Below are 26,947 nucleotides of genomic sequence, written 5' to 3' on the forward strand. Positions count from 1 at the left end.
GCGGGGCAAGCCCGCTCCCACCCGCCGCGCTGTCAGCTACCTGCGACCGTCATGCGCTCGATCAGCACCGAGCCGCTGTGGATATTGCTACGCGTCTCGATATCGCTGCCAATGGCGACGATCTGCTGGAACATGTCCTTCATGTTGCCGGCAATGGTCACTTCTTGCACGGCGTGCTGGATCTCGCCGTTTTCCACCCAGAAGCCCGCCGCACCCCGCGAGTAGTCGCCGGTCACCATGTTCAGCCCATGGCCCATCAGCTCGGTTACCAGCAGGCCACGACCCATGCGCCGGATCAGCGCGGCCTGGTCCTCGACGCCGTGAGTGACGAACAGATTGTGCACGCCTCCTGAGTTGGCGGTGCTCGGCAAACCCAGCTTGCGCCCCGAATAGGTGCCCAGGATGTACGAAACCAGCTCGCCTTTGTCGACGAACGGCTTGGCGTAGGTGGCCAGGCCATCACCATCGAACGCTGCACTGCCCAGCGCACGCGGGATGTGTGGCCGCTCGTCGAGGGTCAGCCAGGTGGGGAACAGGCGCTGGCCAAGGGTACCCTCGAGGAACGACGACTTGCGGTACAGGTTGCCGCCGGAAATGGCCGACAGGAAGCTGCCGAACAGGCCGCCGGCGAGCTCGGCCGAGAACAGCACCGGCACCTCGCAGGTGGGTACCGGACGGGCACCCAGGCGGCTTGCCGCGCGCTGCGCGGCACGCAGGCCGATGCTACGCGGGTCGGCCAGCAGCTGGCCCTGGCGATTGACGTCGTACCAGTAGTCACGCTGCATCTGCCCATCGGCTTCGGCGATCATCACGCAGCTCAGGCTGTGACGGGTTGAGGCGTAGCCACCGATAAAACCATGGCTGTTGCCGTACACCCGCACACCCTGATGGGTATTGAGCGTGGTGCCGTCGGCGTTGCTGATGCGCTTGTCGGCATCGAACGCCGCCGCCTCGCAGGCCAGCGCCATCTCGATGGCTTTCTCCGGTTCGATGTCCCAGTCATGGTAGAGGTCCAGGTCGGGGATCTCACGGGCCATCAACGCGGCATCGGCCAGCCCCGAGCAAGTGTCCTCGGAGGTATGTTTCGCGATTGCCAGCGCGGCGGCGACCGTCTCGCGGATCGCCTCAGGGCCGCTGGCCGAAGTGCTGGCCGAACCCTTGCGCTGGCCTACGTAAAGGGTGATGCCGAACCCCTGGTCGCGATTGAACTCGACCGTCTCGACTTCGCGCTGGCGCACCGTGGTGGACAGCCCTTGCTCCAGCGACACCGCCACTTCGCAGGCGCTGGCGCCCTGGCGGCGCGCCTCGGCGACAATCGCCTCGACCTGCTCCTGCAACGCCGGCAGGTCCTTGGGGCCTACGCTCTGGACTGCACTCATGGTTTTCTCCACTGAAAATTCTGCGTACGGCTTGGGTCATTCTACGACCGGGCCGGACAAGCGGCCCCCGACTGGTTATCATGGCGGCGATTTCTTGCGGACGGCCCCCATGGTTGATTCTTACGACGACGCCTTCGATGGCGAAAAAAGCAAAACCCAGATCAAGCGCGAGCTGCATGCGCTGGTCGAACTCGGTGAGCGCCTCACCACCCTCAAGGCCGACACCCTGGCCCGCCTGCCGCTGACCGACGAGCTGCGCAAGGCGCTGGACGAAGCCAGCAAACACACCGCCCACGGCGCCCGCAAACGCCACATGTCGTTCGTCGGCAAGCTGATGCGCGTGCAGGACCTGGACGCCATCCATGCCGTGCTCGAGCAGATCGACAGCTCCAGCCGCCAGTACAACGAGCGCTTCCACGGCCTCGAGCGCTGGCGCGATCGCCTGATCGACGGTAACGACGAAGACCTCGAGCGCTTCGTCAACGAGTTCCCCGACACCGATCGCCAGCACCTGCGCTCGCTGATCCGTCATGCCCAGCATGAAAAGGCGCGGAACAAGCCGCCTGCCGCTGCGCGTAAAGTGTTCAAGTACATCCGCGACCTCGACGAGACCCAACGCGGGTTGCGTTAAGGCCATCGCGGGGCAAGTCGCATCGGCGCACCGCCGCTCCCACGCTCGAAACCGTGGGGGCGGCGGTGCGCCGATGCGACTTGCTCCGCGATTGAACATCACCCGCCGGTACCACCGACGGTGATCGCATCCAGCTTCAGGGTCGGCTGGCCAACGCCCACCGGCACCGACTGCCCATCCTTGCCGCAAGTGCCCACACCGCTGTCCAGCGCCAGGTCGTTGCCGACCATCGACACACCGCGCATCGCTTCCGGACCATTGCCGATCAAGGTCGCGCCTTTTACTGGCGCGGTGATCTTGCCGTCCTCGATCAGATAGGCCTCGCTAGTGGAGAACACGAACTTGCCGCTGGTGATGTCCACCTGGCCACCGCCAAGGTTGGCGCAGTAGATGCCCTTCTTCACCGACCGGATGATTTCCTCGGGATCGCTGTCGCCAGCACGCATGTAGGTGTTGGTCATGCGCGGCATCGGCAGGTGCGCGTAGGATTCGCGCCGGCCGTTGCCAGTCACCGCCATGCCCATCAGGCGGGCATTGAGCTTGTCCTGCATGTAGCCCTTGAGGATGCCTTTCTCGATCAGCGTGGTGCACTCGGTCGGCGTGCCTTCGTCATCGACGCTGAGCGAGCCGCGACGGCCTTCGAGGGTGCCGTCGTCAACGATGGTGCACAGGCTCGAAGCCACCTTTTCACCGATACGACCACTGAACGCCGAGCTGCCCTTGCGGTTGAAGTCGCCTTCCAGGCCGTGGCCGACGGCCTCGTGCAGCAGCACGCCGGACCAACCCGGGCCGAGCACCACCGGCAGCGTGCCGGCCGGAGCGGGAATCGCCTCGAGGTTGACCAGCGCCTGGCGCAGAGCCTCACGGGCGTAGCCCATCACCCGCTCTTCACTGAAATAGCGATAGTCGGTGCGCCCACCGCCGCCCTGCCCACCACGTTCGCGACGTCCGTTGTGCTCGACGATCACGCTGACGTTGAAGCGCACCAGCGGACGCACGTCGGCGGCCAGGCTGCCATCGGCGGCGGCCACCAGGATGCGCTCCCACACCCCGGCCATGCTCACGCTGACCTGCTGGATGCGCGGATCGAGGGCACGGGTGGCGGCATCGACGCGCTTGAGCAGCTCGACCTTCTCGGCGCGGGTCAGTACATCCAGGGGGTTGTCAGGCGCGTACAGGGCGGTCACGTCCTGGCTGCGGAAGGCTTGCACAGTGCCGTTCTGCCCGGCGCGGGAGATCGAGCGGGCGGCGCGCGCCGCCGACGTCAGGGCTTCGAGGTTGATCGCATTGCTGTAGGCAAAGCCGGTCTTCTCGCCGGACTGGGCACGCACGCCCACGCCCTGGTCGAGGTTGAAGCTGCCCTCTTTGACGATGCCGTCCTCCAGTGCCCAGGTTTCCGAGATCTGGCCCTGGAAATACAGGTCGGCGGCATCGATGCCGGGACCGGCCAACTCGCCCAGCACCGTCTGCAGGCTATCGAGGGTCAACCCGCCCGGGGCCAGGAGCTGCTCACTGACGGTGGATAACATCTGGCTCATAGTCACTCCGAGGTATGCGCAGGCCGCAAGGCGTCCTGCGAGAAAAAGCGCCGGTGCGTAGTTACCGGCATGCGCGCCCGGATGGACGCCTGTTCTTCGATATCGCGCGTGGCGAGCAACACCGCCTCGCCCCGCGCCTGTTGCGCGACGATCCGCCCCCAGGGGTCGACGATCGCCGCCTGGCCGTGGGTTTCCCGCGGCCCCGGATGCAGGCCGCCCTGGGCGGCCGCCAGTACATAGCACTGGGTCTCGATGGCCCGTGCGCGAATCAGCACTTCCCAGTGCGCAGCGCCGGTCACCGCGGTGAACGCCGCCGGCGCGCTGATCAGTTCGGCCCCGGCGGCGCGCAAGGCGCTGTACAGCTCGGGGAAGCGCAGGTCGTAGCACACTGACAGGCCCAGGCGGCCCACCGGTGTGTCGGCCACCACCACCCGGCTGCCGTGGGCATAATCATCCGACTCGCGGTAGCGGCCACGATTGTCGGCCACGTCTACATCGAACAGATGCAGCTTGTCGTAGCGAGCGGCGAGCTCGCCGTGCTCGTCGACCAGCAACGAGCAGGCATGGGCCTTGGCCTCCGGTTGGCCGACCGGCGGCAGCGGCAGGGTACCTGCGACTATCCATAACCTGAGGTCGCGGGCGGTGCGTTTCAACCATGGCAGGATCGGCCCCTCGCCCAGCGCCTCTGCCCTGCCGATGGCGGCGGCGTCGCGACGGCCCATGGCAGCGAAGTTCTCCGGCAACACCGCCAGGCGCGCGCCTCCGGCGGCGGCCTGCTCGAGCAGCACCGTGGCACGTTGCAGGTTGGCCAGCACATCGTCCTGGCTGACCATCTGGATCACTGCTGACGTCATGACCACCCCGGGATTATTTGTCGAAAGGTTTCACAAAGGTGATTTTAGGCTCTTTGACCGGACCTTCGACGCGATAGTGCACGCTGGCGAACCGCGCCACCCGGTCACCGATCAGGCGATCGACGAGGAACAGCGCGCCCCCGACTGCCGGCGCGCCGACAATCAAGGCGGCCAATGGCAGGTTGTTGGTGACCGGCAACGTCACCAGCAGCTTGGCGTCGACCCGATCACGGACGAAGTCCATGGTGCCGTCGAGTTCGAAATTGCTCGACGGGCCGGTGACGGTGATCGGCTCCCGCGTCACATAGACCCCTTCGCTGGCCACCAGCAAGCCTTTGACCCGATCGTAGGCCAGGCCCTTGCTGAACAGGTCGGAGAAGTCCAGGCGCAGGCGCCGGCCAATGGAGTTGAAGTTGAGCAGCCCGAACACCCGCAAGGCCTGGGCGCTGCCCTCGACCTCGACGAACTGGCCGCTGCGCAGCGCCGCGTCGAGGCTGCCGGAGTACCGGTTGAGGCTTACCCAGGCCGGCGAGCCCGGCCAGCGGCCATCCACGTCCATGCGGAAGTCGCGGCTGGTGACGGTGGGGGCAAAACCCCAGGCCTTGAGCACATTCCCCAGGTCCTTGCCGTCCACGCGGCCTTTGTACCAGCTGGACGTGCTGCCGGGCTCGCCTTCCCAGCCACCACTGCCGTCGATATGCAGCCCCTTGAGGTCCAGGTCGATATCGCTCATGGCCATGCCCCGTGGGGTCTGGCGCAGCTTCAGGGTGGCACTGCCGAACAGGTCGTCGCCGCGGTACAGCTTGTCGATGGTCAGGTCCAGCGGCGGCGCCTTGCGCGGGTCGAACCCGGCCAATGGATCCGGCGCATTCTCGACCTGGGCCTCATTCGGATCGGCTGGCGGCAGGCGCAGGCTCTGCAGGCGGACGGTCATGGGCGTGGCCTTGGCATCGGGAATGCGCGCATTGCCGATGACTTCCTGGCTGTCCAGGCGCAGGTCCCAGGCCGGGCCACCACGCATCAGGCGGATCACCGCCTGGTTGAGGTCCAGGCCGAACGCCTTGAGCTGGCCGATGCTGAGGTCAACGCTCTGCAGGTTCTGCCGGGCACTGCCGCCCGGATCCTTGCCGGCCAGGCGCTCCATCTGTTGCTGCCAGGGGGCCAGGTCCAGCGTCTCCAGCCGGCCACGCACCCGCAGGCCCTGGCCAGACGGCAAGCTGGCCTCGCCCGTACCCAGCAACAGCTCGCCACGCCCTTGGCCCAGCTTGTCGGCCGGCGCGGCATAAGCAAAGCGGGCCAGGTCCGCGTAGCTGCCATCGATGCGCCGTTCCGGGCCCTGCAGGGTCAGGCCGAAGCGGCTATCACGGGTCTCTGCGGCTGCCTTGCCAAAAGGCGCCGGCAGATCGATGGCCAGGCCCTTGAGCGACGAATTGACGGTCAAGCGGTTGTCGCGGCTGCCCAGTGTCACTTGCAACTGATAGGGCAGCTCACCCGAGGCTGGCAGCGGCTGCGTGAACTGCAACCAGTCGGTCAGGGCCTTGAGGCCGACCTGGCCATTGGCATTGATCCGGGTCTGGATCTGCCCACCCTGCCCTTCGGCGCTGATCTGGGCGCTGACCGGCTTGCCAAAGGCGTGCAGGCTGATGTCCTTGCCGCTCAGGCCCTTGTCGAGATCGAAGCTGAAGTCGCCCTTCAGCTGGCTCAGTTCCAGGGCCGGTGGCGCCACTTTCAAGGTAGCGTCGGCGGTCGCGAAGTTCACCAGCACCTTGGGCCGCTGCCCGTGGGCCAGGGGTACATCGAGCTTGACCTTGCCCTTGAGCGGCCCCTCGCCTTCCCAACCGGCGAAGATCTCCCCCGTGCCGATGGGCGCTTCCTTGAGGATCTTCAAGCCATCGCCGAGGCTGCCGTCGAAATCACCGTCGAGGATCAGGTGGCTGTGCTGGTCGCCTTCGACATGGGGAATGTCGACGCTGACATCACTGACCTTGGTGTCCAGCAGCAGCCCATGATGGGCCTGGATGCGCACACCGGTGTCTTCGATATACACATTGCCGTCGACCTGCTGCACCTGTGGCCAGCCTGGCTGGAAATCCAGCGCCGCGTCATGCACTTTGAAGAAAAGGCTGATATCGCGAGCATGGGGCGGCGCGTTGTGGTGCAGCGACCCCTGGTACTGGAAGTAGCCCTCGTCGACATTGCCCTTGACGATGGCGCTGCGCAGCCATTCGTCCAGGGCGGGGCTGAGCACCTCGGGCAGGTACTTGGCGGTGTAGCGCCCATCGCCTTCGGTAAGGCCGACGCGCAGGTCCATGTAGTCTTCGTGGCCCGGCTGCAGGTGGATGCGGATAAGGAAGTCCGCCGCGATCTTGCCCTCGTCGCCCAGTACCTTGATGTAGGGGGCGACCAGGGTGAAAGCCTCCTTGTCCAGGGTCCAGGTCAGGCGGGCATTGGCTTTCGGGTAATGCCAGGGTTTGCCGAAGATCGGGTACAGGTGCAGCATGAACGCCTGGGTATCCAGGCGCAGCTCGCCGTGCCCAAGGTCACCGCTGATCGCCCCGGAGACATTGCCCGCCGCCGGCGCGCCGTGATAGGCATCGAAGCCGACCTTCTCCAGGTTGGCGGCGAACTGCAGCCGTTGGTCGCCCTCGGCCTTGGGTCGGATGTCCAGGCGCACGTTGCGCAGGGCGCCGGTGACCTTGAGCGCATCGACCACGGTCATCAGCTTGTCCGGCAATGGCGCCAGGGCGTCGATCAAGGGCGTCAGCGGAGTCAGGTCGAGGCGGTCCGCCTGCACCTGCCAGCTTTCCTCGGCCGGGTTCTGGCCCGGACGCTGTGCCAGTTGCAGGTGCGACTCCCAACGGTTCTTGCCAAGGCTCATGGCCAGCGAGTCGACGGCGACGTCGAAGCCCTGGTCCCGGCGCTGGAACCAGGCCGACAGGGCCAGATTATCCACGGTGATGGCCTTGCGCCCGGTGTAGGCGCCCTTGAGCTGCGGGGCATTGAGGCGAACCATCGCCTGCTGCAACTGCCCTTGCCGCCAGTCGATCCACAGCTCACCACCAGCGCGCAGCGCGCCGGCCTGCCACTGGCCCAGCAACTGCGGCGGCAGCCAGCGTGCCCAGTCGCTTTGCGGCAGGCTCAGGTAAGCCTGCACGCGCCCGTCGCGCCAGGCCTTGGCCGTGGCGCGGCTGTTCAGGCTCAAGGCCAGGGGCTGGCCGTCGGGCAGCGTGGCACGCAGGTCGAGGCTCTGGCGCGAGGCGCCTGCCTGCAAGCCAAGGCTGACGTAGGTGAGGGTCAGGGGGTCTCGTTGCCAGGGATGCAAGGTGACCTGGCTGTCGAAGGCATCGATTCGACCGAGTTGGCGCAGACGCTTGAGCGCATCCGCAGGATCCAGCGGCGCATCATCCTTGTGCGGCAGGCCTTCCAGAGCCCAGTCGCCCTGCTCGTTCTCGCGCAGGATCAATTGCAGCCCACTGAGCTGGATGCGCGCCAGGCGCACTTCACGCGCCTTGAGGCTGGCCCACAGGTCAGGCACCAGCTTGACGTCGTCCAGGCGCAGCGCCGAGGCGCCTTCGCCCAGTTGCAGGTCACGTACACGCAGTACCGGCGCCAAGCCGCTCCAGCGCCCCTCGAGCGCCCCGACGTGCACGGGCATGCCCAAGGCCTGTTCGGCCTTGAGTTCGGCGTCTGCACGGTATTCGGCGACCAGAGGCACCAGTTGCCGACCGAGGCTGACATACAGCGCCACCAGCACCGCCAGCAGGGCGCAGATAACCAGCCCCCAGCGGGTCAAGGCGCTTAGAACGCGGGTCAGACGTTCCATGGCCGAGGCCCTCCAAGTCGTCCCTTAACTATGGCCGGTGTATAGCGCTTTGCCAGCCCGTCCATGGGGCGACCGCTGTTAGAAGGGGTCAGAGCAGCACCACATCGTATTGTTCCTGGGAATACATGGACTCCACCTGAAAGCGGATGGTTCGCCCGATGAACGCTTCAAGTTCAGCGACGTTACCCGACTCTTCATCGAGCAACCGATCCACCACCTTCTGGTTGGCCAGCACGCGATAGCCCTCGGCCTGGTAGGCACGGGCTTCACGAAGGATCTCGCGGAAAATTTCGTAACAGATCGTCTCGGGGGTCTTCAGCTTGCCGCGCCCCTGGCACGCCGCACAGGGCTCACAGAGCACCTGCTCAAGGCTTTCGCGGGTGCGTTTGCGGGTCATCTGCACCAGGCCCAGCTCGGTGATGCCGATGATGTTGGTCTTGGCGTGATCACGCTCGAGCTGCTTCTCCAGGGTACGCAGGACCTGGCGCTGGTGCTCCTCGTCCTCCATGTCGATGAAGTCGATGATGATGATCCCGCCGATGTTGCGCAGGCGCAGTTGCCGGGCAATGGCGGTGGCCGCCTCGAGGTTGGTCTTGAAGATGGTCTCTTCGAGGTTGCGATGGCCGACGAACGCACCGGTGTTGACGTCGATGGTGGTCATTGCCTCCGCCGGATCGACCACCAGGTAGCCGCCGGACTTGAGCGGCACCTTGCGCTCCAGGGCGCGCTGGATTTCGTCCTCCACCCCATACAGGTCGAAGATCGGCCGCTCGCCAGGGTAGTGCTCCAGGCGATCGGCGATCTCCGGCATCAATTCGGCCACGAACTGGGTGGTCTTCTGGAAGGTCTCCCGCGAGTCGATGCGGATCTTCTCGATCTTGGGGTTGACCAGATCACGCAAGGTCCGCAGCGCCAGGCCAAGGTCCTCGTAGATCACCACGGGCGCGCCGCAGGTCTTGATCTGCGAGCCGATCTGCTCCCACAGGCGGCGCAGGTAGCGGATGTCCTGGAGGATATCCTCCGCGCGGGCGCCCTCTGCGGCGGTGCGCAGGATGAACCCACCGGCATCCTTCATGTCTTCCTGGGCCATGCAGTCGGTGACCACCTGCTTGAGGCGATCGCGCTCGGCTTCTTCCTCGATCTTGAGCGAGATGCCGACATGACTGCTGCGCGGCATGTACACCAGGTAACGCGACGGAATCGACAGCTGGGTAGTCAGGCGTGCGCCCTTGCTGCCGATGGGATCCTTGGTGACCTGGACCACCAGTGCCTGGCCTTCGTGGACCAGTGCGGTGATGGTCTCCACGGCCGAGCCTTCGCGCTGGGAGATCTCCGAGGCATGGATGAACGCCGCCCGCTCCAGGCCGATATCGACGAATGCCGCCTGCATGCCCGGCAATACCCGCACTACCTTGCCTTTGTAGATGTTGCCGACGATGCCACGGCGCTGGGTGCGCTCTACATGCACCTCCTGCAGGACTCCGTTCTCCACCACCGCCACGCGTGATTCCATCGGGGTGATGTTGATCAGGATCTCTTCACTCATGGCGCGCTCTCGTCAGTGGTCTGGGGTAATGATGGATTGCTGCGGCGTGGCTGGCTAGCGCTGTGCGGAACCCTCTTGCAGTTGCCAACATGGCACGCCGAATTGCTCGAGCAGTTCGGCGGTTTCACTCAGGGGCAGCCCGACCACGGCCGAGTAGCTGCCTTCGATGCCGCTGACGAACACCGCGCCCAGGCCCTGGATGGCATAGCCGCCGGCCTTGTCGACAGGTTCGCCGCTGTCCCAGTAGCGCAGCGCTTCCTCGAAGGAGATGGTGCGAAAACGCACGGTGGTGCTGACGCAGCGGCTGATACTGCGCTGGCCATCGGTCAGCGCCACGGCGGTAAGCACCTGGTGTTCGCGCTTGGAAAGGTCGCCGAGCATGGCCAACGCCTGCTCGCGATTCTCCGGCTTGCCAAGGATCTGGCCATCGAGCACCACGGTGGTATCGGCGCCCAGTACCACCCCTGCGCCATCGGTGTGGGCGAAGCCCGCAACGGCCTTGGCCTGGGCCAGGCGCTCGACGTAGGCCGACGGCGCTTCGCCCGGCAACGGGGCTTCATCGATGGGTGCGCTGACGACTGTGAACGGCACCCCGATCTGGGTCAGCAGTTCACGGCGGCGTGGCGAGCCGGAGGCCAGGTACAGCTGGGTCATGTGGACATCTCCCTGTCAGTGGCGGCGCGTCAGTGGATATGCAGGCGACGGCGCAGGCCGCGCAGGGCAAAGCTGACCCACGGCCAGAGCAAGGCGCTGATCACCGCCGACCAGACCAGGGCCAGGGTCGGCAGTCGATTGCCGGTCAGCGCGCTGAGCCACAGCTGGATCAGCTGGGCGATACCGAAGATCACCAGGATCACCAGGCTCTGCTGCCACATGGGGAACATGCGCAGGCGCTGCTGCAACGAAAGCACCAGGAAGGTGATCAGGGTAAGGATCAGGGCGTTCTGGCCAAGCAGCGTGCCGTACAGCACATCCTCGGCCAGGCCAAGCAGGAACGCGGTGGTCATGCCGACCTTGCCTGGCACCGCAAGGGTCCAGAAGGCCAGCAGCAGGGCCAGCCACATGGGCCGGAACACTTCCATGAACTGCGGCATGGGCGAGACGCTGAGCAACAGGCCGATGGCGAAGGTCAGCCAGATGGCCCAGCCGTTTCTGCTACGGGTGCTGGCCATTATTGTCTCCGGGGTTGGGCGGTCGCAGGCGCCGGGTGCACCGCTGCCGGGCTTGCCGCTGGCGTCGCAGTCGCTGGGGCTGCGCCGGGCACAGGCTGAACCGCGCTACCCGCCGCAGATGCGGCCGGGGTGGCCGGTGCCTGGCCGTGGCCAGCGCCCTGACGGTCGGCCTCCTCCTGGGCGATCGCCGCCTCGGTGGCGCGCTCCTCGGGCGTGCGCCGGTCGCTGAACACCAGCAGCATGTAGCGGCTGCGGTTGAGCGCGGCAGTCGGGATGGCACGGACGATGGCGAACGGCTGGCCGGAGTCATGGATCACTTCGTTGACCGTGGCCACCGGGTAGCCCGCCGGGAAACGCTGGCCCATGCCCGAACTGACCAGCAGGTCGCCTTCCTTGATGTCGGCGGTGTCGGCCACGTGGCGCAGCTCCAGGCGCTCCGGGTTGCCAGTGCCGCTGGCAATGGCGCGCAGGCCGTTGCGATTGACCTGCACCGGAATGCTGTGGGTGGTGTCGGTAAGCAGCAGTACCCGCGCGGTGTACGGCATCAGCTCGACCACCTGGCCCATCAGGCCGCGGGCATCGAGCACAGGCTGGCCGAGGAACACGCCATCGCGCTCGCCCTTGTTGATCAGAATACGGTGGGTGAACGGATTGGGGTCGACACCGATCAGCTCGGCAACTTCGACCTTCTCGTTGACCAGCGCCGAAGAGTTGAGCAGCTCACGCAGGCGCACGTTCTGCTCGGTCAGGGCGGCCAGCTTCTGCAGGCGCCCCTGCAGCAGCAGGGCCTCGGTCTTGAGCTTCTCGTTCTCGGCGATCAGTTCGGTGCGGCTGCCGAACTGGCCAGCCACGCCCTGCCACGTACGCTGCGGCAGGTCGGTGATCCAGTAGGATTCCATCAGCACCAGACCCATCTGGCTGCGCACCGGCTTGAGCAGGTCGAAGCGCGAGTCGACCACCATCAGCGCGACCGACAGCACGACCAGCACGAGCAGGCGAACGCCCAGCGAGGGGCCCTTGGAGAAAAGCGGTTTAATGGGCCGTTCCTCGTGGACGACTCAGGAGGTCATTGGACATGGGGCAATGCACCGGCCTGCTGCGGATTGACGGAAAAGGCGCCCGGGCGGGCGCCAGCACAGCGCTTACAGGTAGCACTGTGCGTGCCACCTGTAAACCTGGACATACACTACTGCATCAGCGATCACTCGCTGGAGAGCAGGTCCATGGCGTGCTTGTCCATCATCTCCAGGGCACGGCCACCGCCGCGGGCGACGCAGGTCAGCGGGTCTTCGGCGACGATCACCGGCAGGCCGGTTTCCTGGGCCAGCAGCTTGTCCAGGTCGCGCAGCAGCGCGCCACCACCGGTCAGCACCAGGCCGCGCTCGGCGATATCCGAGGCCAGCTCCGGCGGCGACTGCTCCAGGGCGCTCTTGACCGCCTGGACGATGGTTGCCAGCGATTCCTGCAGCGCCTCGAGCACTTCGTTGGAGTTCAGGGTGAAGGCACGCGGCACGCCTTCGGCCAGGTTGCGGCCACGGACGTCGACTTCGCGCACTTCGCCGCCCGGGTAGGCGGTACCGATTTCCTGCTTGATGCGCTCGGCGGTGGATTCGCCGATCAGGCTGCCGTAGTTGCGGCGCACGTAGGTGACGATGGCTTCGTCGAAGCGGTCGCCGCCGACGCGCACAGATTCGGCGTAGACCACGCCGTTGAGCGAGATCAGGGCGATCTCGGTGGTACCGCCACCGATATCGACGACCATCGAGCCGCGGGCCTCTTCGACCGGCAGGCCGGCACCGATGGCGGCGGCCATGGGCTCTTCGATCAGGAATACTTCACGGGCACCGGCACCGAGGGCCGATTCACGGATGGCGCGGCGCTCGACCTGGGTCGACTTGCACGGCACGCAGATCAGCACGCGTGGGCTGGGCTGCAGGAAGCTGTTCTCATGCACCTTGTTGATGAAGTACTGCAGCATTTTTTCGCAAACGCTGAAGTCGGCGATCACGCCGTCCTTCATCGGACGAATGGCAGCAATGTTGCCGGGGGTGCGGCCCAGCATGCGCTTGGCTTCGGTACCGACTGCGACGACGCTTTTCTGGTTGCCGTGGGTACGGATGGCAACAACCGAGGGCTCATTCAGGACGATACCGCGCTCACGCACGTAGATAAGGGTGTTGGCAGTACCCAGGTCGATGGACAGATCGCTGGAAAACATGCCACGCAGTTTCTTGAACATGGGAAAGTGACCCTGGGGAAAGCGTGGGTAAAAAAGTGCGGCAAACTCTAACAATGGCAGGGATTTTGGGCAAGGAGCCAATATGTTAAATTGGTTGTTTTTCCGAGCATGCCTGCCGATGTTCGCGGCCCTTTGACCGCCAGAATGCCGGCATGTTCCTCATCTGCGGACCCATTCCGTTTTTCGTTTCCCTGGAGATCCCCATGGCGCTTCAACGCTCCGACGTGGAAAAGATCGCCCATCTGGCCCGCCTGGGCCTGAATGAAGGCGAATTGCCACGCATCACCGATGCCTTGAACAGTATTCTCGGGCTGGTCGACCAGATGCAAGCCGTCGACACCTCTGGCATCGAGCCCCTCGCCCACCCGCTGGAAGCCACCCAGCGCCTGCGCCCCGACCAGGTCACCGAAAGCAACCAGCGCGACCGCTACCAGGCCGTCGCCCCGTCGACCGAGAACGGTCTGTACCTGGTTCCGAAAGTCATCGATTAAGGGATAGCGCCTGCCATGCATCAACTCACTCTGGCCGAAATCGCCCGCGGCCTCGCCGACAAGTCGTTCTCCTCGGAAGAACTGACCGGCGCCCTGCTGTCGCGCATCAAGCAGCTCGACCCGCAGCTCAACAGCTTCATCACCGTCACCGAAGCACAGGCCCTGGACCAGGCGCGCGCCGCCGACGCCCGCCGTGCCTCTGGTGAGACCGGCGCGCTGCTGGGTGCGCCGATCGCCCACAAGGACCTGTTCTGCACCAACGGCGTGCGCACCAGCTGCGGCTCGAAGATGCTCGACAGCTTCACCGCCCCGTACGACGCCACCGTGGTCGCCAAGCTGGCCGAAGCCGGCATGGTCACCCTGGGCAAGACCAACATGGACGAATTCGCCATGGGCTCGGCCAACGAGTCCAGCCACTACGGCGCGGTGAAGAACCCGTGGAACCTCGAGCACGTGCCCGGCGGGTCCTCCGGCGGCTCGGCCGCCGCCGTGGCCGCGCGCCTGCTACCGGCCACCACCGGCACCGACACCGGCGGCTCGATCCGCCAGCCGGCAGCCTTCACCAACCTGACCGGCCTCAAGCCGACCTATGGCCGCGTATCGCGCTGGGGCATGATTGCCTACGCCTCGAGCCTCGACCAGGGCGGCCCGCTGGCCCGTACCGCCGAAGACTGCGCCCTGCTGCTGCAAGGCATGGCCGGCTTCGACGCCAAGGACTCGACCTCGGTCGACGAGCCAGTACCGGACTTCAGCGCCAACCTGAACGCCTCGCTGCAAGGCCTGCGCATCGGCCTGCCGAAGGAATACTTCGGCGCCGGCCTCGACCCGCGCATCGCCGACCTGGTCCAGGCCAGCGTCAAGGAGCTGGAAAAGCTCGGCGCGGTGGTCAAGGAAATCAGCCTGCCGAACATGCAGCATGCCATCCCGGCGTACTACGTGATCGCCCCGGCGGAAGCGTCCTCCAACCTGTCGCGCTTCGACGGCGTGCGCTTTGGTCATCGCTGTGAAGATCCGAAAGATCTGACCGACCTGTACAAGCGTTCCCGTGGCGAAGGCTTCGGCGCGGAAGTGCAGCGGCGCATCATGGTCGGTACCTACGCCCTGTCGGCCGGCTACTACGACGCCTACTACGTCAAGGCGCAACAGATCCGCCGCCTGATCAAGAACGACTTCATGGCCGCGTTCGCCGACGTCGACGTGATTCTCGGCCCGACCACGCCGAACCCGGCCTGGAAACTTGGCGCCAAGAGCAGCGATCCGGTCGCCGCCTACCTGGAAGACGTCTACACCATCACCGCCAACCTGGCCGGCCTGCCGGGCCTGTCGATGCCGGCCGGCTTCGTCGACGGCCTGCCGGTGGGCGTGCAACTGCTGGCCCCGTACTTCCAGGAAGGCCGCCTGCTCAACATCGCGCACCGTTACCAGCAAGTCACCGACTGGCACACCCGCGCCCCCAACGGCTTCTGAGGAGTTCACACATGCAATGGGAAGTTGTGATCGGGCTGGAGATTCATACCCAGCTCGCCACCCAGTCGAAGATCTTCTCCGGCAGCGCCACCACCTTCGGCTCCGAGCCGAACACCCAGGCCAGCCTGGTCGACCTGGGGATGCCCGGCGTGCTGCCGGTGCTCAACCAGGAGGCCGTGCGCATGGCGTGCATGTTCGGCCTGGCGATCGATGCCGAGATCGGGCCGCGCAACGTGTTCGCGCGCAAGAACTACTTCTACCCCGACCTGCCCAAAGGCTACCAGATCAGCCAGATGGACCTGCCGATCGTCGGCAAGGGCCACCTGGACATCGCCCTGGAAGACGGCACCATCAAGCGCATCGGCGTGACCCGCGCGCACCTTGAAGAAGATGCCGGCAAGAGCCTGCATGAAGACTTCAACGGCGCCACCGGTATCGACCTGAACCGCGCCGGCACCCCGCTGCTGGAGATCGTCTCCGAGCCGGACATGCGCAGCGCCAAGGAAGCCGTGGCCTACGTCAAGGCCATCCACGCTCTGGTACGCTACCTGGGCATCTGCGACGGCAACATGGCCGAAGGTTCGCTGCGCTGCGACTGCAACGTGTCGATCCGCCCGAAGGGCCAGACCGAGTTCGGCACCCGCTGCGAGATCAAGAACGTCAACTCGTTCCGTTTCATCGAGCGTGCGATCAACAGCGAGATCCAGCGCCAGATCGACCTGATCGAGGACGGCGGCAAGGTGGTGCAGGAAACCCGCCTGTACGACCCGAACAAGGACGAGACCCGCTCCATGCGCAGCAAGGAGGAAGCCAACGACTACCGTTACTTCCCCGACCCGGACCTGCTGCCGGTGGTCATCGAGCCAGGCTTCCTCGACAGCGTGCGCGCCGCCCTGCCGGAGCTGCCACCACAGAAGGTCGAGCGCTTCCAGAGCCAGTACGGCCTGTCGGCCTATGACGCCAACGTGCTGGCCTCCAGCCGCGAGCAGGCCGACTACTTCGAACAGGTGGTGAAGATCGGCGGCGACGCCAAGCTGGCCGCCAACTGGGTGATGGTGGAACTGGGCAGCCTGCTGAACAAGCTCGGCGTCGAGATCGACCAGTCGCCGGTCAGTGCCGAACACCTCGGCGGCATGCTGCTGCGCATCCGTGACAACACCATCAGCGGCAAGATCGCCAAGACCGTGTTCGAGGCCATGGCCGCTGGCGAAGGCGATGCCGACAGCATCATCGAAAGCCGCGGCCTCAAGCAGGTCACCGATACCGGCGCGATCGACAAGATGCTCGACGAGATGCTCGCCGCCAACGCCGAACAGGTCGAACAGTACCGCGCCGCTGATGAAGCCAAGCGCGGCAAGATGTTCGGCTTCTTCGTCGGCCAGGCGATGAAGGCGTCGAAAGGCAAGGCCAACCCGGGGCAAGTGAACCAATTGCTCAAGGCCAAGCTCGAAGGGTGATCTGAATGAAGCGGCGAGGGCTTCGCCCTCGATCGCGGATGAATCCGCTCCTACAGGCATGTGTAGGAGCGGATTCATCCGCGATGGGCCGCACAGCGGCCCCATTTGCGGAGCTTCCGAATTGCTCAAGCGTTCCCTCACCACCCTCGCCCTCTTTACCCTCCTGGCCGGCTGCGCCAGCCATGACATCGACCCTCGCGGCTACGACCAAAGCGGCACCGCCTCCTATTACGGCTCACGCCACCATGGCAAACGCACTGCCAGCGGCGAGCCCTTCAACCAGCATGGCCTCACCGCCGCCCACCGCAGCCTGCCCTTTGGCAGCCGTGTGCTGGTCACCAACCTGGCCAACCAGCGCAGCGTGGTGGTACGCATCAACGACCGTGGCCCGCACACCCGCGGCCGGCTGATCGACCTGTCACGCGCCGCCGCAGAAAAAATCGGCATGCTCCGTAGCGGAACCGCGCGAGTCCGGGTACAAGGTCTGAGCGATTGACCTGACTGGAGCCCTCGCCATTTTCGACCTGGCCACCCTCCCCGCCTTCAGCCTGCTGCAACTGGGCCTGGGCTTGCTACTGATGATCTTCGGTGCCGAGCTGCTGGTACGCGCCGCCCTGCGCCTGGCCAGCCGCCTGCACGTGCGTCCGCTGATCATCGGCCTGAGCCTGGTCGCCTTCGGCAGCACCGCGCCACAGCTGACCGTGAGCCTGCAAGCCGCCTACCAGGGCGCGCCGGATGTCGCGGTGGGCAGTGTCGTGGGCAGCAACATCTTCAACGTGCTGGTGATCCTCGGCCTTGCCGCACTGATCATTCCGCTGCGTGTGTCACGCCAGCTGGTGCGCCTGGATATCCCCCTGATGATCCTCGCCAGCGCCCTGGTCTACCTGCTCGCGCTCAACGGCGAACTGGGGCGGCTGGAAGGCGGCCTGCTGCTGCTCGGCCTGGCCGGTTACCTGGCCATGCTCTGGCATCAGTCGCGCCACTATGCCCGCACCTACCCGGCGCCACGCACCGAGCACGCCAGCCCGCTGCGCTTCTGGAGCGGGGCGCTGCTGCAGATTCTCATGGGCCTGGGGCTGCTGAGCCTGGCGGGTCACCTGGTACTGGAGGCAGCCGTCGAGGTGGCGACCGACCTGGGCCTGTCCGAACGCATCATCGGCCTGACAGTGGTCGCGGTATGCACTTCGCTGCCGGAACTGGCCGCCGCGCTGATTGCGGCCCTGCGCGGCGAACGGGAGATCGCCGTGGGCACGGTGATCGGCAGCAACCTGTTCAACCTGCTGGCGGTGCTGGGGCTGACGGCAGTGACCACCCCCGCCCCTTTGTCGATTTCACCGAACGCACTGGACTTCGACCTGCCGGTGATGCTCGGCGTCGCCGCGCTGTGCCTGCCTGTGTTCTATTCCGGCTACCGGGTCACCCGCGCCGAAGGCCTGGTGTTCCTGTGTCTTTACCTGGCCTACGGCCTGCACGTGGTGACCTTCACCACCGGCCTGCCATTGGCCGGACGCCTCGAACAACTGATGCTGTTCTATGTAATGCCGGTGCTCGGGGTCGTGCTGCTGTACACGACAGTGCGCGCCTGGCGCCGCCAACACTAAGGAAAACAACATGGCTGACAACAAACAGACCGGTGAAAGCATTCGTCGCCAGGTAATGGGCGATGCCTTCGTCGATCGAGCCCTGGGCAATGCAACGGCGTTCACCCAACCGCTGCAGGACTTCGTCAACGAACATGCATGGGGCAGCGTCTGGGCGCGCGACGGGTTGCCGCTGAAGACCCGCAGCCTGATCACCCTGGCCACGCTGACCGCGCTCAAGTGCCCGCAGGAACTCAAGGGCCACGTGCGTGGGGCGTTGAACAATGGCTGCACGGTCGAGGAGATTCGCGAGGCGTTGCTGCATTGCGCGGTGTATGCCGGGGTGCCGGCGGCGATCGATGCGTTTCGCGCGGCGCAGGAAGTGATCGACAGCTATCAGGCGAGTACCGCGGATTAAACGGCAAAACGCCAGAGGCTCATTGAGATCCCCTGGCGCCCGTCAAGACGACCTGCCTCAACCAACCGGCCGCAGGCCCTGACTCATCCCGAACAGAAACAGTAAAAGATCATGATCCGGCTGAGCCTGCGCCTGGTCAGCCTTCACCACACGAGGCAACGGGCACTGCCCACCCTCCCCGGCCTTGCTGAACACCATGGGCCGCGGCTGCTCCCAGGCTGCCGCCGCAGCGGTGGTCACCGCCAACGCCGCAACCAGGAACAAAGCTCGAGCGATTTCTAGTTTCATTGCTCTAAACCTTTGACAGCGCTGCCAAACGCCATTTGGTAAAAGTAGAGCAAGGTCTGCCACTCCGCCTCGTTGAACGACGAGTGGCGGCGCAATTGACGCAGGTCGTTGTACGCCGCTCGCTGGCAACTGATCCGTCGCCGACATTTCTCCAGATCCAGCAACGCGACTTCCACCCGCGCCTGCTCCCCCTCGCCCAGCACCTTGACGAACACATGCTTGCCGTACAGGCAGCCATGCTGCCAATGCCCCAGGTGCATGCGCGCCAGGTTGTCGGCCAGATCCTTGAGCATGCGCTCGTGCACCGCCTGCGGATAATGCTCGCGAGCTCCCGAGGCATGCCAGGCATCAAGATCGACAAAGCCATCGAGTGCCTCGCTGACCAGCAATGCACGCCACTGGTGATCGGCGTCACGCTCGGCACCGGCATAGACGATACGCGGCACCCGCACGCCCAACTGCTCGAAACTGTGCAATGCGTCGAGTTCGCGCAACACCGTGGGGCGCCCGAAAGGATGCAGGAGGCTGCGGTAGATATGCCCGACCTGGCGTTTGGCATACAGCATGTGGCCATGGTCATCGCTCAGCCGCTGCACACCGCTTTCGCCGCCACGCCGCTGGTTGGGTTCCTCGACCCATTCCCCTTGCTGCTGCCAGTAATAATCGAACTGCCTGGAATGATGCTGGGCTACCGCCATGACTCTTTACCCCTTGCGCAATACGTACACTCGCCACATGGCATAGAACGGCAGAAAGTCGAGACGTTCCTGAATTCTGAAGCCTGCTGAGGAAAACTCTTCTTCCACTGTAGCCGCAGGTAACACAAATCGGTTCTGGTAGCTGTCCTGCGTGGCCTTGGCACTGCGCCGCGCTTCGAGCTTGCGCCGGCGCCAGGCCTTGAAATTGCCATCCACCCACAGCGACAGGATCACACTGTCGCGGCTAACCCTTTGAAATTCAGAGAGAATTGTCTTGCGATGCGCCGGGTCGCCAATGTGATGGAACAAGCGCATGCAGAAAATGCTGTCCACCGAGTTGTCCGGCAGATCAATGGCAAAGGCGGAAGTCTGCAAGGGCCGTACCCGTGCGACGACTTCTGGCGGTTGTGCCGCACAGGCTGTCTCGATCATCGCGGCGGAATTGTCTGCACCGATGATCACCCGGTTGGCTTTTTCCGCCAGCAACGGCCAGAAACGCCCTGCGCCACAAGGCAGGTCGAGCACCAGCCCAGGCTCGCCGGCCAACGCCAGAGCGCGTCGGGCCAGCTGCTCGTCGCGCTGGTGGGAAAGGCGTCGAGCCAGGCCATCCTGGTGCTTGAGGAAGTACTGGCGGGCATGATCCCGATCGTACTTGTCCGAGAATTCGAGTTTGATGGGGCTACGCATTGAGCATCTCCTGACTCCAGTGCACCCACCTTAGGCAGGTGGGCGTTGGCGTCAGGTCATGCCGATGTGAAAAATCTGTAGGAAAGGTCCACAGGTGTTACCGGAAGTTAACCCGGATCCAATATCCCGCCACGCCCTTCGCCGTGCTGCGCCGTCGGACTGCCCTGGCTCAGATCGACCTGGAAACGACAGCCGTGGGGCAGCGTCGCCGTCAGGGTCACGCGCCAACCCTGGTCGTCGCAGATGCGCTGGACCAGCGACAGGCCCAACCCCAACCCCTCGCCCCGACGCTCGTCACCGCGCACGAACGGCCGGAACATCGCCTCGCGCTGTTCTTCGGGAATTCCCACGCCACTGTCTTCCACACTGAAGCCATTGGCTTCCAGGCTGAGGCGGATGTAGCCGCTGTCGGTATAGTGGGCGGCATTGCGCAGCAGGTTGCCCATCACCGATTGCAGGAAGGTGGCGTTGTACAGCACCGGGCTGGCACTGACCTGGCCATCGTAGTAAAGCGCCAGGCCTTTCTGCTCGATGGTATCGCGCCATACCCCGATCAAATCGTCACCCACCTCGCGCAGGGTCGCCCGCGAAGCGATTGCACCTTCATCGCGCTGGGCCCGGGCAAGCATCAGGAAGGTTTTCACCAACTCACGCATCTCCTCGGTCGCCCGGGCGATACGTTCGACCTGGCTGCGAGCGCGGCTCTCGAGGTTGGGGTTTTCCATCAGCAGCTCGCACGAGGTGGCCAGGACCATCAGCGGCGTACGTAGCTCGTGGCTGACATCGCTGGTGAACAAGCGCTCACGGGTCAAGGCATCACGCAGGCGCCCCAAGGTATCGTCGAAGGCGACGGCCAACTGGCCGACCTCATCCGCGGCATAATCCGGTGCCAATGGCGGTGCCAATCCCAACAGCTGGTCACGGTGACGGACCTGGCGCGCCAGGCGGATCACCGGTGCCATCACCCGTCGCGCCAGCAACCAGCCGAGAATCACCGCAAGGGCCAGGCTGAGCACGAAGCCGACCACGACAACGGCGAACAACACCCGCTCGCGCTCCTCGAAATCGCTCTGGTCCTGCAACAGCACATAACGTCGGCCGTCGACGATCTCGACCATGGCGTGGTACGAGAGCTGGTCGCGAAACACTTCGTGGAAGCCGGCGTCCAGGTGGCGCAGGTCCTTGGGCAACTCGAAATCGTCTCGCCCGCCACTGAAGTAGAACAACTGGTCGGGGCGTGGCCGGTGGCTCCAGTCGCTGACGCTGTCCATGCGCAACAGGCGCTGCAGGTCGCCGCCAAGCACCGAAGAAATCAACCGCTCTTCGACCAGGTGCACCGTGGCGACAATGCCAAAGGCAAAGGCCCCGGCCACCAGCGCGCTCATCAGCGCAAAGGCGATGATGATGCGCTGGGCAAGGCTCTGCTTAAACTCCATCGCGGCCCTCGGCGAGGCGATAGCCGACGCCATGGACGGTATGCAACAGCGGTCTTTCGAAGGGTTTGTCGATGACCTGGCGCAGCTGGTGGACATGGCTGCGCAGGCTGTCGCTGTCCGGGCAGTCGTCACCCCACAGCGCCTCTTCCAGCACCTCGCGACGCAGGACGTGGGGGCTCTTCTGCATCAGCACGGCCAGCAGCTTGAGGCCGACGGGGTTGAGCTTGAGCAGGCGGCCCTGGCGGGTCACCTCCAGGGTGTCGAGGTCGTAGCTCAGGTCGGCGACCTGCAACGAGCGCCGGCCGCCCCCTTGCGCACGCCGCAGCACCGCCTCGATACGCGCGGCCAGCTCCGACAGCGCGAACGGCTTGAGCAGGTAGTCGTCGGCCCCCGAGCGGAAGCCTTGCAGGCGGTCGTCCAGCTGGTCGCGGGCGGTAAGCATGATCACCGGCGTGTCGCGGCGGGCATCCTCGCGCAGGCGCTTGCACAGCGTGTAGCCGTCGATGCCCGGCAACATGATGTCGAGCACGATCAGGTCGTAGTGTTCGGTCGCGGCCAGGTGCAGGCCGGACAGGCCATCCTGGGCACAATCGACGGTGTAGCCCTTCATGCCGAGGTAGTCGGCCAGGTTGGCCAGAATATCGCGGTTGTCTTCAACCAAAAGAATGCGCATCGAGATCTCCTGTGCGGCGCTTCGCCGGGCGCGGCAGGCGCAGCTTACGGCCATTTGCCCGCATGGTGCCATGCCCTGGGTCGAAATCACCGGACTTGACAGTTTTTTCACCGATCATTCACGAACACAGGATAGCGGCCCAACGACAATGCCCCGTCTCTTACACTCTCTGGAGTCACCATGCAGGCTAGCGTCCCCCCTCGCCCGATCAATTTATGGCTGTACCTGGGCATCCCATTCATCACTGTCGTGACCCTGGTCCTGCTGGAATGGACCTCGCTGGACATGGACCTGGCCAACCTGTTTTACGACCCGGCCGCCGGCGGGTTCATCGGCCGCCATAGCTATGTGCTGGAAAACATCCTGCATGACCGCGTCAAGCAGGGTGTGATCCTGTTCGGTCTACTGGCAGTGGCCGGGTTCGCCCTGAGCTTCTTCTGGAGCCGGCTGCTGGGCTGGCGCCGCGAGTTGGGTTGCCTGGTACTGGCGCTAGCGCTGTCGACGGCCTTCGTCACGCCGCTGAAGAAGGTGACCCAGGTGCAATGCCCGTGGAGCCTGACGCAGTTCGGTGGCAAGGAAACCTACAGCAAGTTGCTCGAAGCCCGCCCGGCTACCGACAAGCCTGGCCTGTGCTGGCCCGGTGGGCATGCGGCGACCGGGTTCTGCCTGTTCGGCCTGTTCTTCATGCTGCGTGACCGCAAGCCACGCCTGGCCCGAGTCGCGCTGGCAGTGGCCTTCGTCGCCGGCTCGGTGCTGTCGATCGGGCGGATGATGCAGGGTGCGCACTTCCTGTCGCACAACATATGGACGGCGGTGTTCTGCTGGCTGATCGGGCTGGGATCGTACTACCTGATTCTGTATCGCCACGCGACGGCCAAGCTACCTGCCGTCGAGCGCAGCGCAGCCTGATCCCTGGCAGGGACAGGAAAACGAAGAAGCCCCGGTTCTCACGAACCGGGGCTTCTTCTTGGTACCGGGGGTAAGGCTGGCTTACATCATGCCGCCCATGCCACCCATGCCGCCCATGTCAGGCATGCCAGCAGCTGGCTTGTCTTCCGGCAGGTCGGCAACCATGGCTTCGGTGGTGATCATCAGACCACCGATCGAAGCTGCGGCTTGCAGGGCCGAACGGGTGACCTTGGCTGGGTCCAGGATGCCCATCTCGATCATGTCGCCGTACTCGCCGGTAGCGGCGTTGTAACCGAAGTTACCCGAACCTTGCTTGACCTTGTCAGCGACAACGCTTGGCTCGTCGCCGGCGTTGGCAGTGATCTGGCGCAGCGGCGCTTCGACAGCGCGACGCAGCAAGGCGATACCGACGTTCTGGTCTTCGTTGTCGCCTTTGAGGTCAACGATGGCAGCCAGGGCGCGAACCAGGGCAACACCACCGCCAGGCACCACGCCTTCTTCAACGGCTGCACGGGTAGCGTGCAGGGCGTCTTCGACGCGGGCTTTCTTCTCTTTCATCTCGACTTCGGTGCCTGCACCGACCTTGATCACGGCAACACCGCCAGCCAGCTTGGCCAGGCGCTCTTGCAGCTTCTCACGGTCGTAGTCCGAAGTGGTGTCGGCAACCTGGGCGCGGATCTGGGTGACGCGAGCCTGGATGTCGGACTCTTCGCCTGCACCGTCGATGATGGTGGTGTTTTCCTTGGACAGGATGACGCGCTTGGCGTTACCCAGGTGCTCCAGGGTGGCGGTTTCCAGGGACAGGCCGATCTCTTCGGAGATCACGGTGCCGCCGGTCAGGACAGCGATGTCCTGCAGCATGGCCTTGCGGCGATCGCCGAAGCCTGGCGCCTTGACCGCGGCGACCTTGACGATGCCGCGCATGTTGTTGACCACCAGGGTGGCCAGGGCTTCGCCTTCGACGTCCTCGGCAACGATCAGCAGCGGACGGCCGGCCTTGGCAACGGCTTCCAGAACTGGCAGCAGCTCACGGATGTTGGAGATCTTCTTGTCGACCAGCAGCAGCAGGGCGCCTTCCAGCTCGGCAACCATGGTGTCCGGCTTGTTGACGAAGTACGGCGACAGGTAGCCGCGGTCGAACTGCATGCCTTCGACGACGGACAGTTCGTTTTCCAGGCCCGAGCCTTCTTCAACGGTGATCACGCCTTCCTTGCCGACTTTTTCCATGGCTTCGGCGATGATTTCACCGATGGAGTTGTCGGAGTTGGCGGAGATGGTGCCTACCTGGGCGATGGCCTTGGAGTCGGCGCACGGCTTGGACAGGTTCTTCAGCTCGGCGACGACGGCGGCGGTGGCCTTGTCGATGCCGCGCTTCAGGTCCATCGGGTTCATGCCGGCAGCGACGGCTTTCAGGCCTTCGTTGACGATGGCCTGGGCCAGAACGGTAGCGGTGGTGGTGCCGTCACCGGCAGCGTCGTTGGCCTTGGAAGCGACTTCCTTGACCAGCTGGGCGCCCATGTTCTCGAAAGCGTCTTTCAGCTCGATTTCTTTGGCGACGGAAACGCCGTCCTTGGTGATGGTCGGCGCGCCGAAGCTCTTGGCCAGGACCACGTTGCGGCCTTTCGGGCCGAGGGTCGCTTTTACCGCGTCAGCCAGAACGTTGACACCAACCAGCATTTTCTTACGGGCGGAATCGCCGAATTTTACGTCTTTAGCAGCCATGATCGTTTAATCCTTGGAATTCTTTGGAGTAACGGGAAGTCGGGGAAATCAGCCTTCGATAACGGCCAGGATTTCGTTCTCGGCCATGACCAGCAGGTCTTCGCCGTCGACTTTCACGGTGTTGCTGCCCGAGTAAGGGCCGAAAACCACTTTGTCACCCACTTTCACGGCCAGCGCACGTACTTCGCCGTTGTCCAGGATACGACCGGTACCGACGGCAACGACTTCACCGCGGTTTGGTTTTTCAGCGGCCGAACCCGGCAGGACGATACCGCCAGCGGTTTTCGATTCTTCTTCGCTGCGACGGATAACGACGCGGTCATGCAGAGGACGAAGCTTCATTGTCGATCTCTCCCAAATTGTGGTTTTCATCGGCCGGTGTCAGCACCGGCGGGTTGATTCGATCCGGCGTTGCCGGGGGTGGCCCGCAATGGGCGAACCACCTGTGTCATGTCTGGTGTCGCCACCAGAAACCTTGCGGTGACCACATACATGAGGCCGGGATATTCGATTACAAGGCTTGCTACAGAAAAATTTTCATAAGGTATGAGAGTCATCGTGGGAACGGGCTTGCCCTGCGATCAAGGCGACAGGCCCCATCGCGGGGCAAGCCCGCTCCCACGCATGAACACGTCTTACTTGTCGCGACGCTCGTACTCGCCCTCGATCACGTTCGGGCGGTGCCCGGCGTCACGCGGCTGGGACTGGAACGGATCATCCTGGAACGCCCGCTGACGCAGGGCCTGCTCTTCGGCGCGGCGGCGCAGGCGGCCGGCCACCAGGCGGCGGGTGAACGGCAGCAGGCACAGCAGGCCCAGCACGTCACTGATGAAGCCCGGCAGCAGCAACAGGCCACCACCGACGGTGAGCATCAAGCCCTGGAACATGTCCTCGGCCGGCAGTTCGCCGCGCTGCAGGCTCTCCCGGGCACGCAGGGCGGTGGCAAGGCCCGCCACGCGCATCACCAGCACACCCAGGGCGGAGCCGGCGATGATCAGCAGCAGCGCCGGGAAGAAACCGATGGCCGCGCTGACCTTGACGAAGACGAACAGCTCCAGCACGGGGAAAAGCAGAAACAACAATAGAAAAGCACGCATCAAGGGTTCCTCGACGGAAGAGAATCTTCCTGTAAGACCATCAGATGGATGCCTCTACGCCGGTTTTCAACCCTCGACGCTTTCCACAACCGGCCACTGGTCAGCGCGAGCCAGTAATACCAAGGCTTCGCGGACTTGTGTCGGCGTATTGCAAATGCTCGGGAAAGCCAGCCAGTACACCCCCTGGCCAATACGCAGGTGCATGCCTTCGCTGTCGATGCCGACCAGCTCGGCGGGCGCGCCGCGCGGCAGCCCGGTCAGCTCGACGTAGTGGGCGATGGCGTTGGCATGGTCGCTGTTCATGTGCTCGATCATGCTGGTCTCGGCCTTGCCCGCGAAGGGGTTGGCCAGCGTGACCTGGTCGAGCCAGTGGATCGCGCCGAAGCCGCCGATGTAGCGGTGACGTACCGGTTCGAGTACCCAGAAGTCGAAATCGTGGGCCTTGTGGTAGTTGGCCGACTCGGGGAAGTACCGGTAGTAACGGCTCGCGGCGGCTTCGATGGCCGCTTCGTCGGTAAGCTTGCGGGCCTCGGCCATTACCGTCAGCCGCCCCACCGCCTGGACATCCTCGGCCTCGCGCTCGCCAACCAGCATCGAGCACTTGGGATCCTTCTGCAGGTTATGGGTGTGCTGGGCGATGCGGCTGATGAGGATCAGCGGATGGCCATCGGCGTCGAGGCAGTACGGCACCACCGAGCCGAAGGGGAACCCGGGCATCGATTTGGAATGGGTGGAGAGGACGCCGCGGTACTCCTTGAGCAGCAGTTCCCGGGCGGGGCGAAGGGCGTTGGTACTCACTGTAGGGCTCCTGGCGGCGGACTGGATGGGTGACAAGATAAGCA

26 protein-coding genes are annotated in these 26,947 nt (G+C 64.7%); 8 read left to right on the forward strand and 18 right to left on the reverse strand.

From position 1 onward, the window contains the following. Positions 1–32: 32 nt before the first annotated feature. On the reverse strand, positions 33–1,379 hold the full coding sequence (gene pmbA / locus CCOS191_RS21885) for a metalloprotease PmbA (protein ID WP_038707428.1): 1,347 nt from the start codon (positions 1,377–1,379) through the stop codon (positions 33–35). 109 nt (positions 1,380–1,488) lie between these two features. Between pmbA and yjgA the strand changes: the two genes are divergently transcribed. Continuing rightward, the gene (yjgA, locus tag CCOS191_RS21890; protein WP_023632090.1) at positions 1,489–2,010 is read left to right on the forward strand and encodes a ribosome biogenesis factor YjgA; all 522 of its coding nucleotides are present in this window, start codon (positions 1,489–1,491) and stop codon (positions 2,008–2,010) included. 98 nt (positions 2,011–2,108) lie between these two features. On the opposite strand, the gene tldD is transcribed toward yjgA, so the two are convergent. The 8 genes from tldD to mreB form a co-directional block, all read right to left on the reverse strand. Further along, positions 2,109–3,548 carry a metalloprotease TldD gene (gene tldD, locus CCOS191_RS21895; RefSeq protein WP_046856975.1) on the reverse strand — a complete coding sequence of 480 codons (1,440 nt, stop codon included), beginning with the start codon at positions 3,546–3,548 and terminating at the stop codon, positions 2,109–2,111. Positions 3,549–3,550: 2 nt separating this feature from the next. Next, on the reverse strand, positions 3,551–4,402 hold the full coding sequence (locus tag CCOS191_RS21900; RefSeq protein ID WP_046856976.1) for a carbon-nitrogen hydrolase family protein: 852 nt from the start codon (positions 4,400–4,402) through the stop codon (positions 3,551–3,553). Between the two features lie 13 nt (positions 4,403–4,415). Next, positions 4,416–8,225: a YhdP family protein gene (locus tag CCOS191_RS21905; RefSeq protein WP_046856977.1), complete on the reverse strand. Its 3,810-nt coding sequence runs from the start codon at positions 8,223–8,225 to the stop codon at positions 4,416–4,418. Positions 8,226–8,313: 88 nt separating this feature from the next. Next, a complete protein-coding gene (gene rng, locus CCOS191_RS21910; protein WP_046856978.1) occupies positions 8,314–9,771 on the reverse strand; it encodes a ribonuclease G in 1,458 nt (485 codons plus the stop codon). A 54-nt stretch (positions 9,772–9,825) separates the two neighbouring features. After that, a complete protein-coding gene (locus CCOS191_RS21915) occupies positions 9,826–10,425 on the reverse strand; it encodes a Maf family protein (RefSeq protein ID WP_046856979.1) in 600 nt (199 codons plus the stop codon). Between the two features lie 29 nt (positions 10,426–10,454). Beyond that, positions 10,455–10,943 carry a rod shape-determining protein MreD gene (gene mreD / locus CCOS191_RS21920; protein ID WP_046856980.1) on the reverse strand — a complete coding sequence of 163 codons (489 nt, stop codon included), beginning with the start codon at positions 10,941–10,943 and terminating at the stop codon, positions 10,455–10,457. Continuing rightward, a complete protein-coding gene (gene mreC / locus CCOS191_RS21925) occupies positions 10,943–11,932 on the reverse strand; it encodes a rod shape-determining protein MreC (RefSeq protein WP_442963652.1) in 990 nt (329 codons plus the stop codon). Before mreC ends, mreD begins: the two co-directional genes overlap by 1 nt. A 212-nt stretch (positions 11,933–12,144) precedes the next feature. Beyond that, positions 12,145–13,182 carry a rod shape-determining protein MreB gene (gene mreB / locus CCOS191_RS21930; RefSeq protein WP_003255163.1) on the reverse strand — a complete coding sequence of 346 codons (1,038 nt, stop codon included), beginning with the start codon at positions 13,180–13,182 and terminating at the stop codon, positions 12,145–12,147. A 203-nt stretch (positions 13,183–13,385) separates the two neighbouring features. Between mreB and gatC the strand changes: the two genes are divergently transcribed. From gatC to CCOS191_RS21960, 6 genes are all read left to right on the forward strand, one after another. Next, positions 13,386–13,673 carry an Asp-tRNA(Asn)/Glu-tRNA(Gln) amidotransferase subunit GatC gene (gene gatC / locus CCOS191_RS21935; protein WP_023631156.1) on the forward strand — a complete coding sequence of 96 codons (288 nt, stop codon included), beginning with the start codon at positions 13,386–13,388 and terminating at the stop codon, positions 13,671–13,673. Positions 13,674–13,688: 15 nt separating this feature from the next. Then, positions 13,689–15,140 (forward strand): Asp-tRNA(Asn)/Glu-tRNA(Gln) amidotransferase subunit GatA, encoded by a 1,452-nt coding sequence (gene gatA / locus CCOS191_RS21940; RefSeq protein WP_038707424.1) that lies wholly within the window; start codon positions 13,689–13,691, stop codon positions 15,138–15,140. Positions 15,141–15,151: 11 nt separating this feature from the next. Next, positions 15,152–16,597: an Asp-tRNA(Asn)/Glu-tRNA(Gln) amidotransferase subunit GatB gene (gene gatB / locus CCOS191_RS21945; protein WP_023631154.1), complete on the forward strand. Its 1,446-nt coding sequence runs from the start codon at positions 15,152–15,154 to the stop codon at positions 16,595–16,597. A gap of 121 nt (positions 16,598–16,718) precedes the next feature. Continuing rightward, on the forward strand, positions 16,719–17,093 hold the full coding sequence (locus CCOS191_RS21950; protein WP_046856981.1) for a septal ring lytic transglycosylase RlpA family protein: 375 nt from the start codon (positions 16,719–16,721) through the stop codon (positions 17,091–17,093). Positions 17,094–17,154: 61 nt separating this feature from the next. Then, entirely contained in the window at positions 17,155–18,198 is a 1,044-nt protein-coding gene (locus CCOS191_RS21955) for a calcium/sodium antiporter (RefSeq protein ID WP_082120478.1), read from the forward strand. Positions 18,199–18,208: 10 nt separating this feature from the next. Next, positions 18,209–18,595, forward strand: coding sequence for a carboxymuconolactone decarboxylase family protein (locus CCOS191_RS21960; RefSeq protein WP_046856983.1), 387 nt, complete (start codon positions 18,209–18,211; stop codon positions 18,593–18,595). 57 nt (positions 18,596–18,652) lie between these two features. On the opposite strand, the gene CCOS191_RS21965 is transcribed toward CCOS191_RS21960, so the two are convergent. The 5 genes from CCOS191_RS21965 to colR form a co-directional block, all read right to left on the reverse strand. Then, entirely contained in the window at positions 18,653–18,883 is a 231-nt protein-coding gene (locus CCOS191_RS21965) for a hypothetical protein (RefSeq protein WP_023629764.1), read from the reverse strand. Continuing rightward, positions 18,880–19,581, reverse strand: a complete 702-nt coding sequence (locus CCOS191_RS21970; RefSeq protein WP_046856984.1) for a lipopolysaccharide kinase InaA family protein — start codon at positions 19,579–19,581, stop codon at positions 18,880–18,882. Before CCOS191_RS21970 ends, CCOS191_RS21965 begins: the two co-directional genes overlap by 4 nt. Positions 19,582–19,587: 6 nt before the next feature. Beyond that, positions 19,588–20,268 carry a class I SAM-dependent methyltransferase gene (locus tag CCOS191_RS21975; RefSeq protein WP_046856985.1) on the reverse strand — a complete coding sequence of 227 codons (681 nt, stop codon included), beginning with the start codon at positions 20,266–20,268 and terminating at the stop codon, positions 19,588–19,590. Between the two features lie 107 nt (positions 20,269–20,375). Beyond that, entirely contained in the window at positions 20,376–21,704 is a 1,329-nt protein-coding gene (locus tag CCOS191_RS21980) for a sensor histidine kinase (RefSeq protein ID WP_046856986.1), read from the reverse strand. After that, entirely contained in the window at positions 21,694–22,377 is a 684-nt protein-coding gene (gene colR / locus CCOS191_RS21985; protein WP_046856987.1) for a two-component system response regulator ColR, read from the reverse strand. The genes CCOS191_RS21980 and colR overlap by 11 nt, the downstream gene beginning before the upstream one ends. 180 nt (positions 22,378–22,557) lie before the next feature. Between colR and CCOS191_RS21990 the strand changes: the two genes are divergently transcribed. Continuing rightward, a complete protein-coding gene (locus CCOS191_RS21990) occupies positions 22,558–23,286 on the forward strand; it encodes a phosphatase PAP2 family protein (protein ID WP_046856988.1) in 729 nt (242 codons plus the stop codon). Positions 23,287–23,367: 81 nt separating this feature from the next. On the opposite strand, the gene groL is transcribed toward CCOS191_RS21990, so the two are convergent. The 4 genes from groL to CCOS191_RS22010 form a co-directional block, all read right to left on the reverse strand. Next, positions 23,368–25,008 (reverse strand): chaperonin GroEL, encoded by a 1,641-nt coding sequence (gene groL / locus CCOS191_RS21995; RefSeq protein ID WP_046856989.1) that lies wholly within the window; start codon positions 25,006–25,008, stop codon positions 23,368–23,370. 48 nt (positions 25,009–25,056) lie between these two features. Beyond that, entirely contained in the window at positions 25,057–25,350 is a 294-nt protein-coding gene (locus CCOS191_RS22000) for a co-chaperone GroES (protein ID WP_003260750.1), read from the reverse strand. A gap of 293 nt (positions 25,351–25,643) precedes the next feature. After that, on the reverse strand, positions 25,644–26,105 hold the full coding sequence (locus CCOS191_RS22005) for an FxsA family protein (protein ID WP_046856990.1): 462 nt from the start codon (positions 26,103–26,105) through the stop codon (positions 25,644–25,646). A 66-nt stretch (positions 26,106–26,171) separates the two neighbouring features. Then, a complete protein-coding gene (locus CCOS191_RS22010; protein WP_046856991.1) occupies positions 26,172–26,903 on the reverse strand; it encodes a HugZ family pyridoxamine 5'-phosphate oxidase in 732 nt (243 codons plus the stop codon). Positions 26,904–26,947: the final 44 nt, after the last annotated feature.

This window comes from Pseudomonas sp. CCOS 191 (genome assembly GCF_001007005.1).
In the GTDB taxonomy this organism is placed as follows: domain Bacteria; phylum Pseudomonadota; class Gammaproteobacteria; order Pseudomonadales; family Pseudomonadaceae; genus Aquipseudomonas; species Aquipseudomonas soli.

What these genes read in the sequence shown, in the direction of transcription:
- pmbA (WP_038707428.1), bottom strand. Translation starts at nt 1,379, where the DNA reads ATGAGTGCAGTCCAGAGCGTAGGCCCCAAGGACCTGCCGGCGTTGCAG.
- yjgA (WP_023632090.1), top strand. Translation starts at nt 1,489, where the DNA reads ATGGTTGATTCTTACGACGACGCCTTCGATGGCGAAAAAAGCAAAACC.
- tldD (WP_046856975.1), bottom strand. Translation starts at nt 3,548, where the DNA reads ATGAGCCAGATGTTATCCACCGTCAGTGAGCAGCTCCTGGCCCCGGGC.
- CCOS191_RS21900 (WP_046856976.1), bottom strand. Translation starts at nt 4,402, where the DNA reads ATGACGTCAGCAGTGATCCAGATGGTCAGCCAGGACGATGTGCTGGCC.
- CCOS191_RS21905 (WP_046856977.1), bottom strand. Translation starts at nt 8,225, where the DNA reads ATGGAACGTCTGACCCGCGTTCTAAGCGCCTTGACCCGCTGGGGGCTG.
- rng (WP_046856978.1), bottom strand. Translation starts at nt 9,771, where the DNA reads ATGAGTGAAGAGATCCTGATCAACATCACCCCGATGGAATCACGCGTG.
- CCOS191_RS21915 (WP_046856979.1), bottom strand. Translation starts at nt 10,425, where the DNA reads ATGACCCAGCTGTACCTGGCCTCCGGCTCGCCACGCCGCCGTGAACTG.
- mreD (WP_046856980.1), bottom strand. Translation starts at nt 10,943, where the DNA reads ATGGCCAGCACCCGTAGCAGAAACGGCTGGGCCATCTGGCTGACCTTC.
- mreB (WP_003255163.1), bottom strand. Translation starts at nt 13,182, where the DNA reads ATGTTCAAGAAACTGCGTGGCATGTTTTCCAGCGATCTGTCCATCGAC.
- gatC (WP_023631156.1), top strand. Translation starts at nt 13,386, where the DNA reads ATGGCGCTTCAACGCTCCGACGTGGAAAAGATCGCCCATCTGGCCCGC.
- gatA (WP_038707424.1), top strand. Translation starts at nt 13,689, where the DNA reads ATGCATCAACTCACTCTGGCCGAAATCGCCCGCGGCCTCGCCGACAAG.
- gatB (WP_023631154.1), top strand. Translation starts at nt 15,152, where the DNA reads ATGCAATGGGAAGTTGTGATCGGGCTGGAGATTCATACCCAGCTCGCC.
- CCOS191_RS21960 (WP_046856983.1), top strand. Translation starts at nt 18,209, where the DNA reads ATGGCTGACAACAAACAGACCGGTGAAAGCATTCGTCGCCAGGTAATG.
- CCOS191_RS21965 (WP_023629764.1), bottom strand. Translation starts at nt 18,883, where the DNA reads ATGAAACTAGAAATCGCTCGAGCTTTGTTCCTGGTTGCGGCGTTGGCG.
- CCOS191_RS21970 (WP_046856984.1), bottom strand. Translation starts at nt 19,581, where the DNA reads ATGGCGGTAGCCCAGCATCATTCCAGGCAGTTCGATTATTACTGGCAG.
- CCOS191_RS21975 (WP_046856985.1), bottom strand. Translation starts at nt 20,268, where the DNA reads ATGCGTAGCCCCATCAAACTCGAATTCTCGGACAAGTACGATCGGGAT.
- CCOS191_RS21980 (WP_046856986.1), bottom strand. Translation starts at nt 21,704, where the DNA reads ATGGAGTTTAAGCAGAGCCTTGCCCAGCGCATCATCATCGCCTTTGCG.
- colR (WP_046856987.1), bottom strand. Translation starts at nt 22,377, where the DNA reads ATGCGCATTCTTTTGGTTGAAGACAACCGCGATATTCTGGCCAACCTG.
- CCOS191_RS21990 (WP_046856988.1), top strand. Translation starts at nt 22,558, where the DNA reads ATGCAGGCTAGCGTCCCCCCTCGCCCGATCAATTTATGGCTGTACCTG.
- groL (WP_046856989.1), bottom strand. Translation starts at nt 25,008, where the DNA reads ATGGCTGCTAAAGACGTAAAATTCGGCGATTCCGCCCGTAAGAAAATG.
- CCOS191_RS22000 (WP_003260750.1), bottom strand. Translation starts at nt 25,350, where the DNA reads ATGAAGCTTCGTCCTCTGCATGACCGCGTCGTTATCCGTCGCAGCGAA.
- CCOS191_RS22005 (WP_046856990.1), bottom strand. Translation starts at nt 26,105, where the DNA reads ATGCGTGCTTTTCTATTGTTGTTTCTGCTTTTCCCCGTGCTGGAGCTG.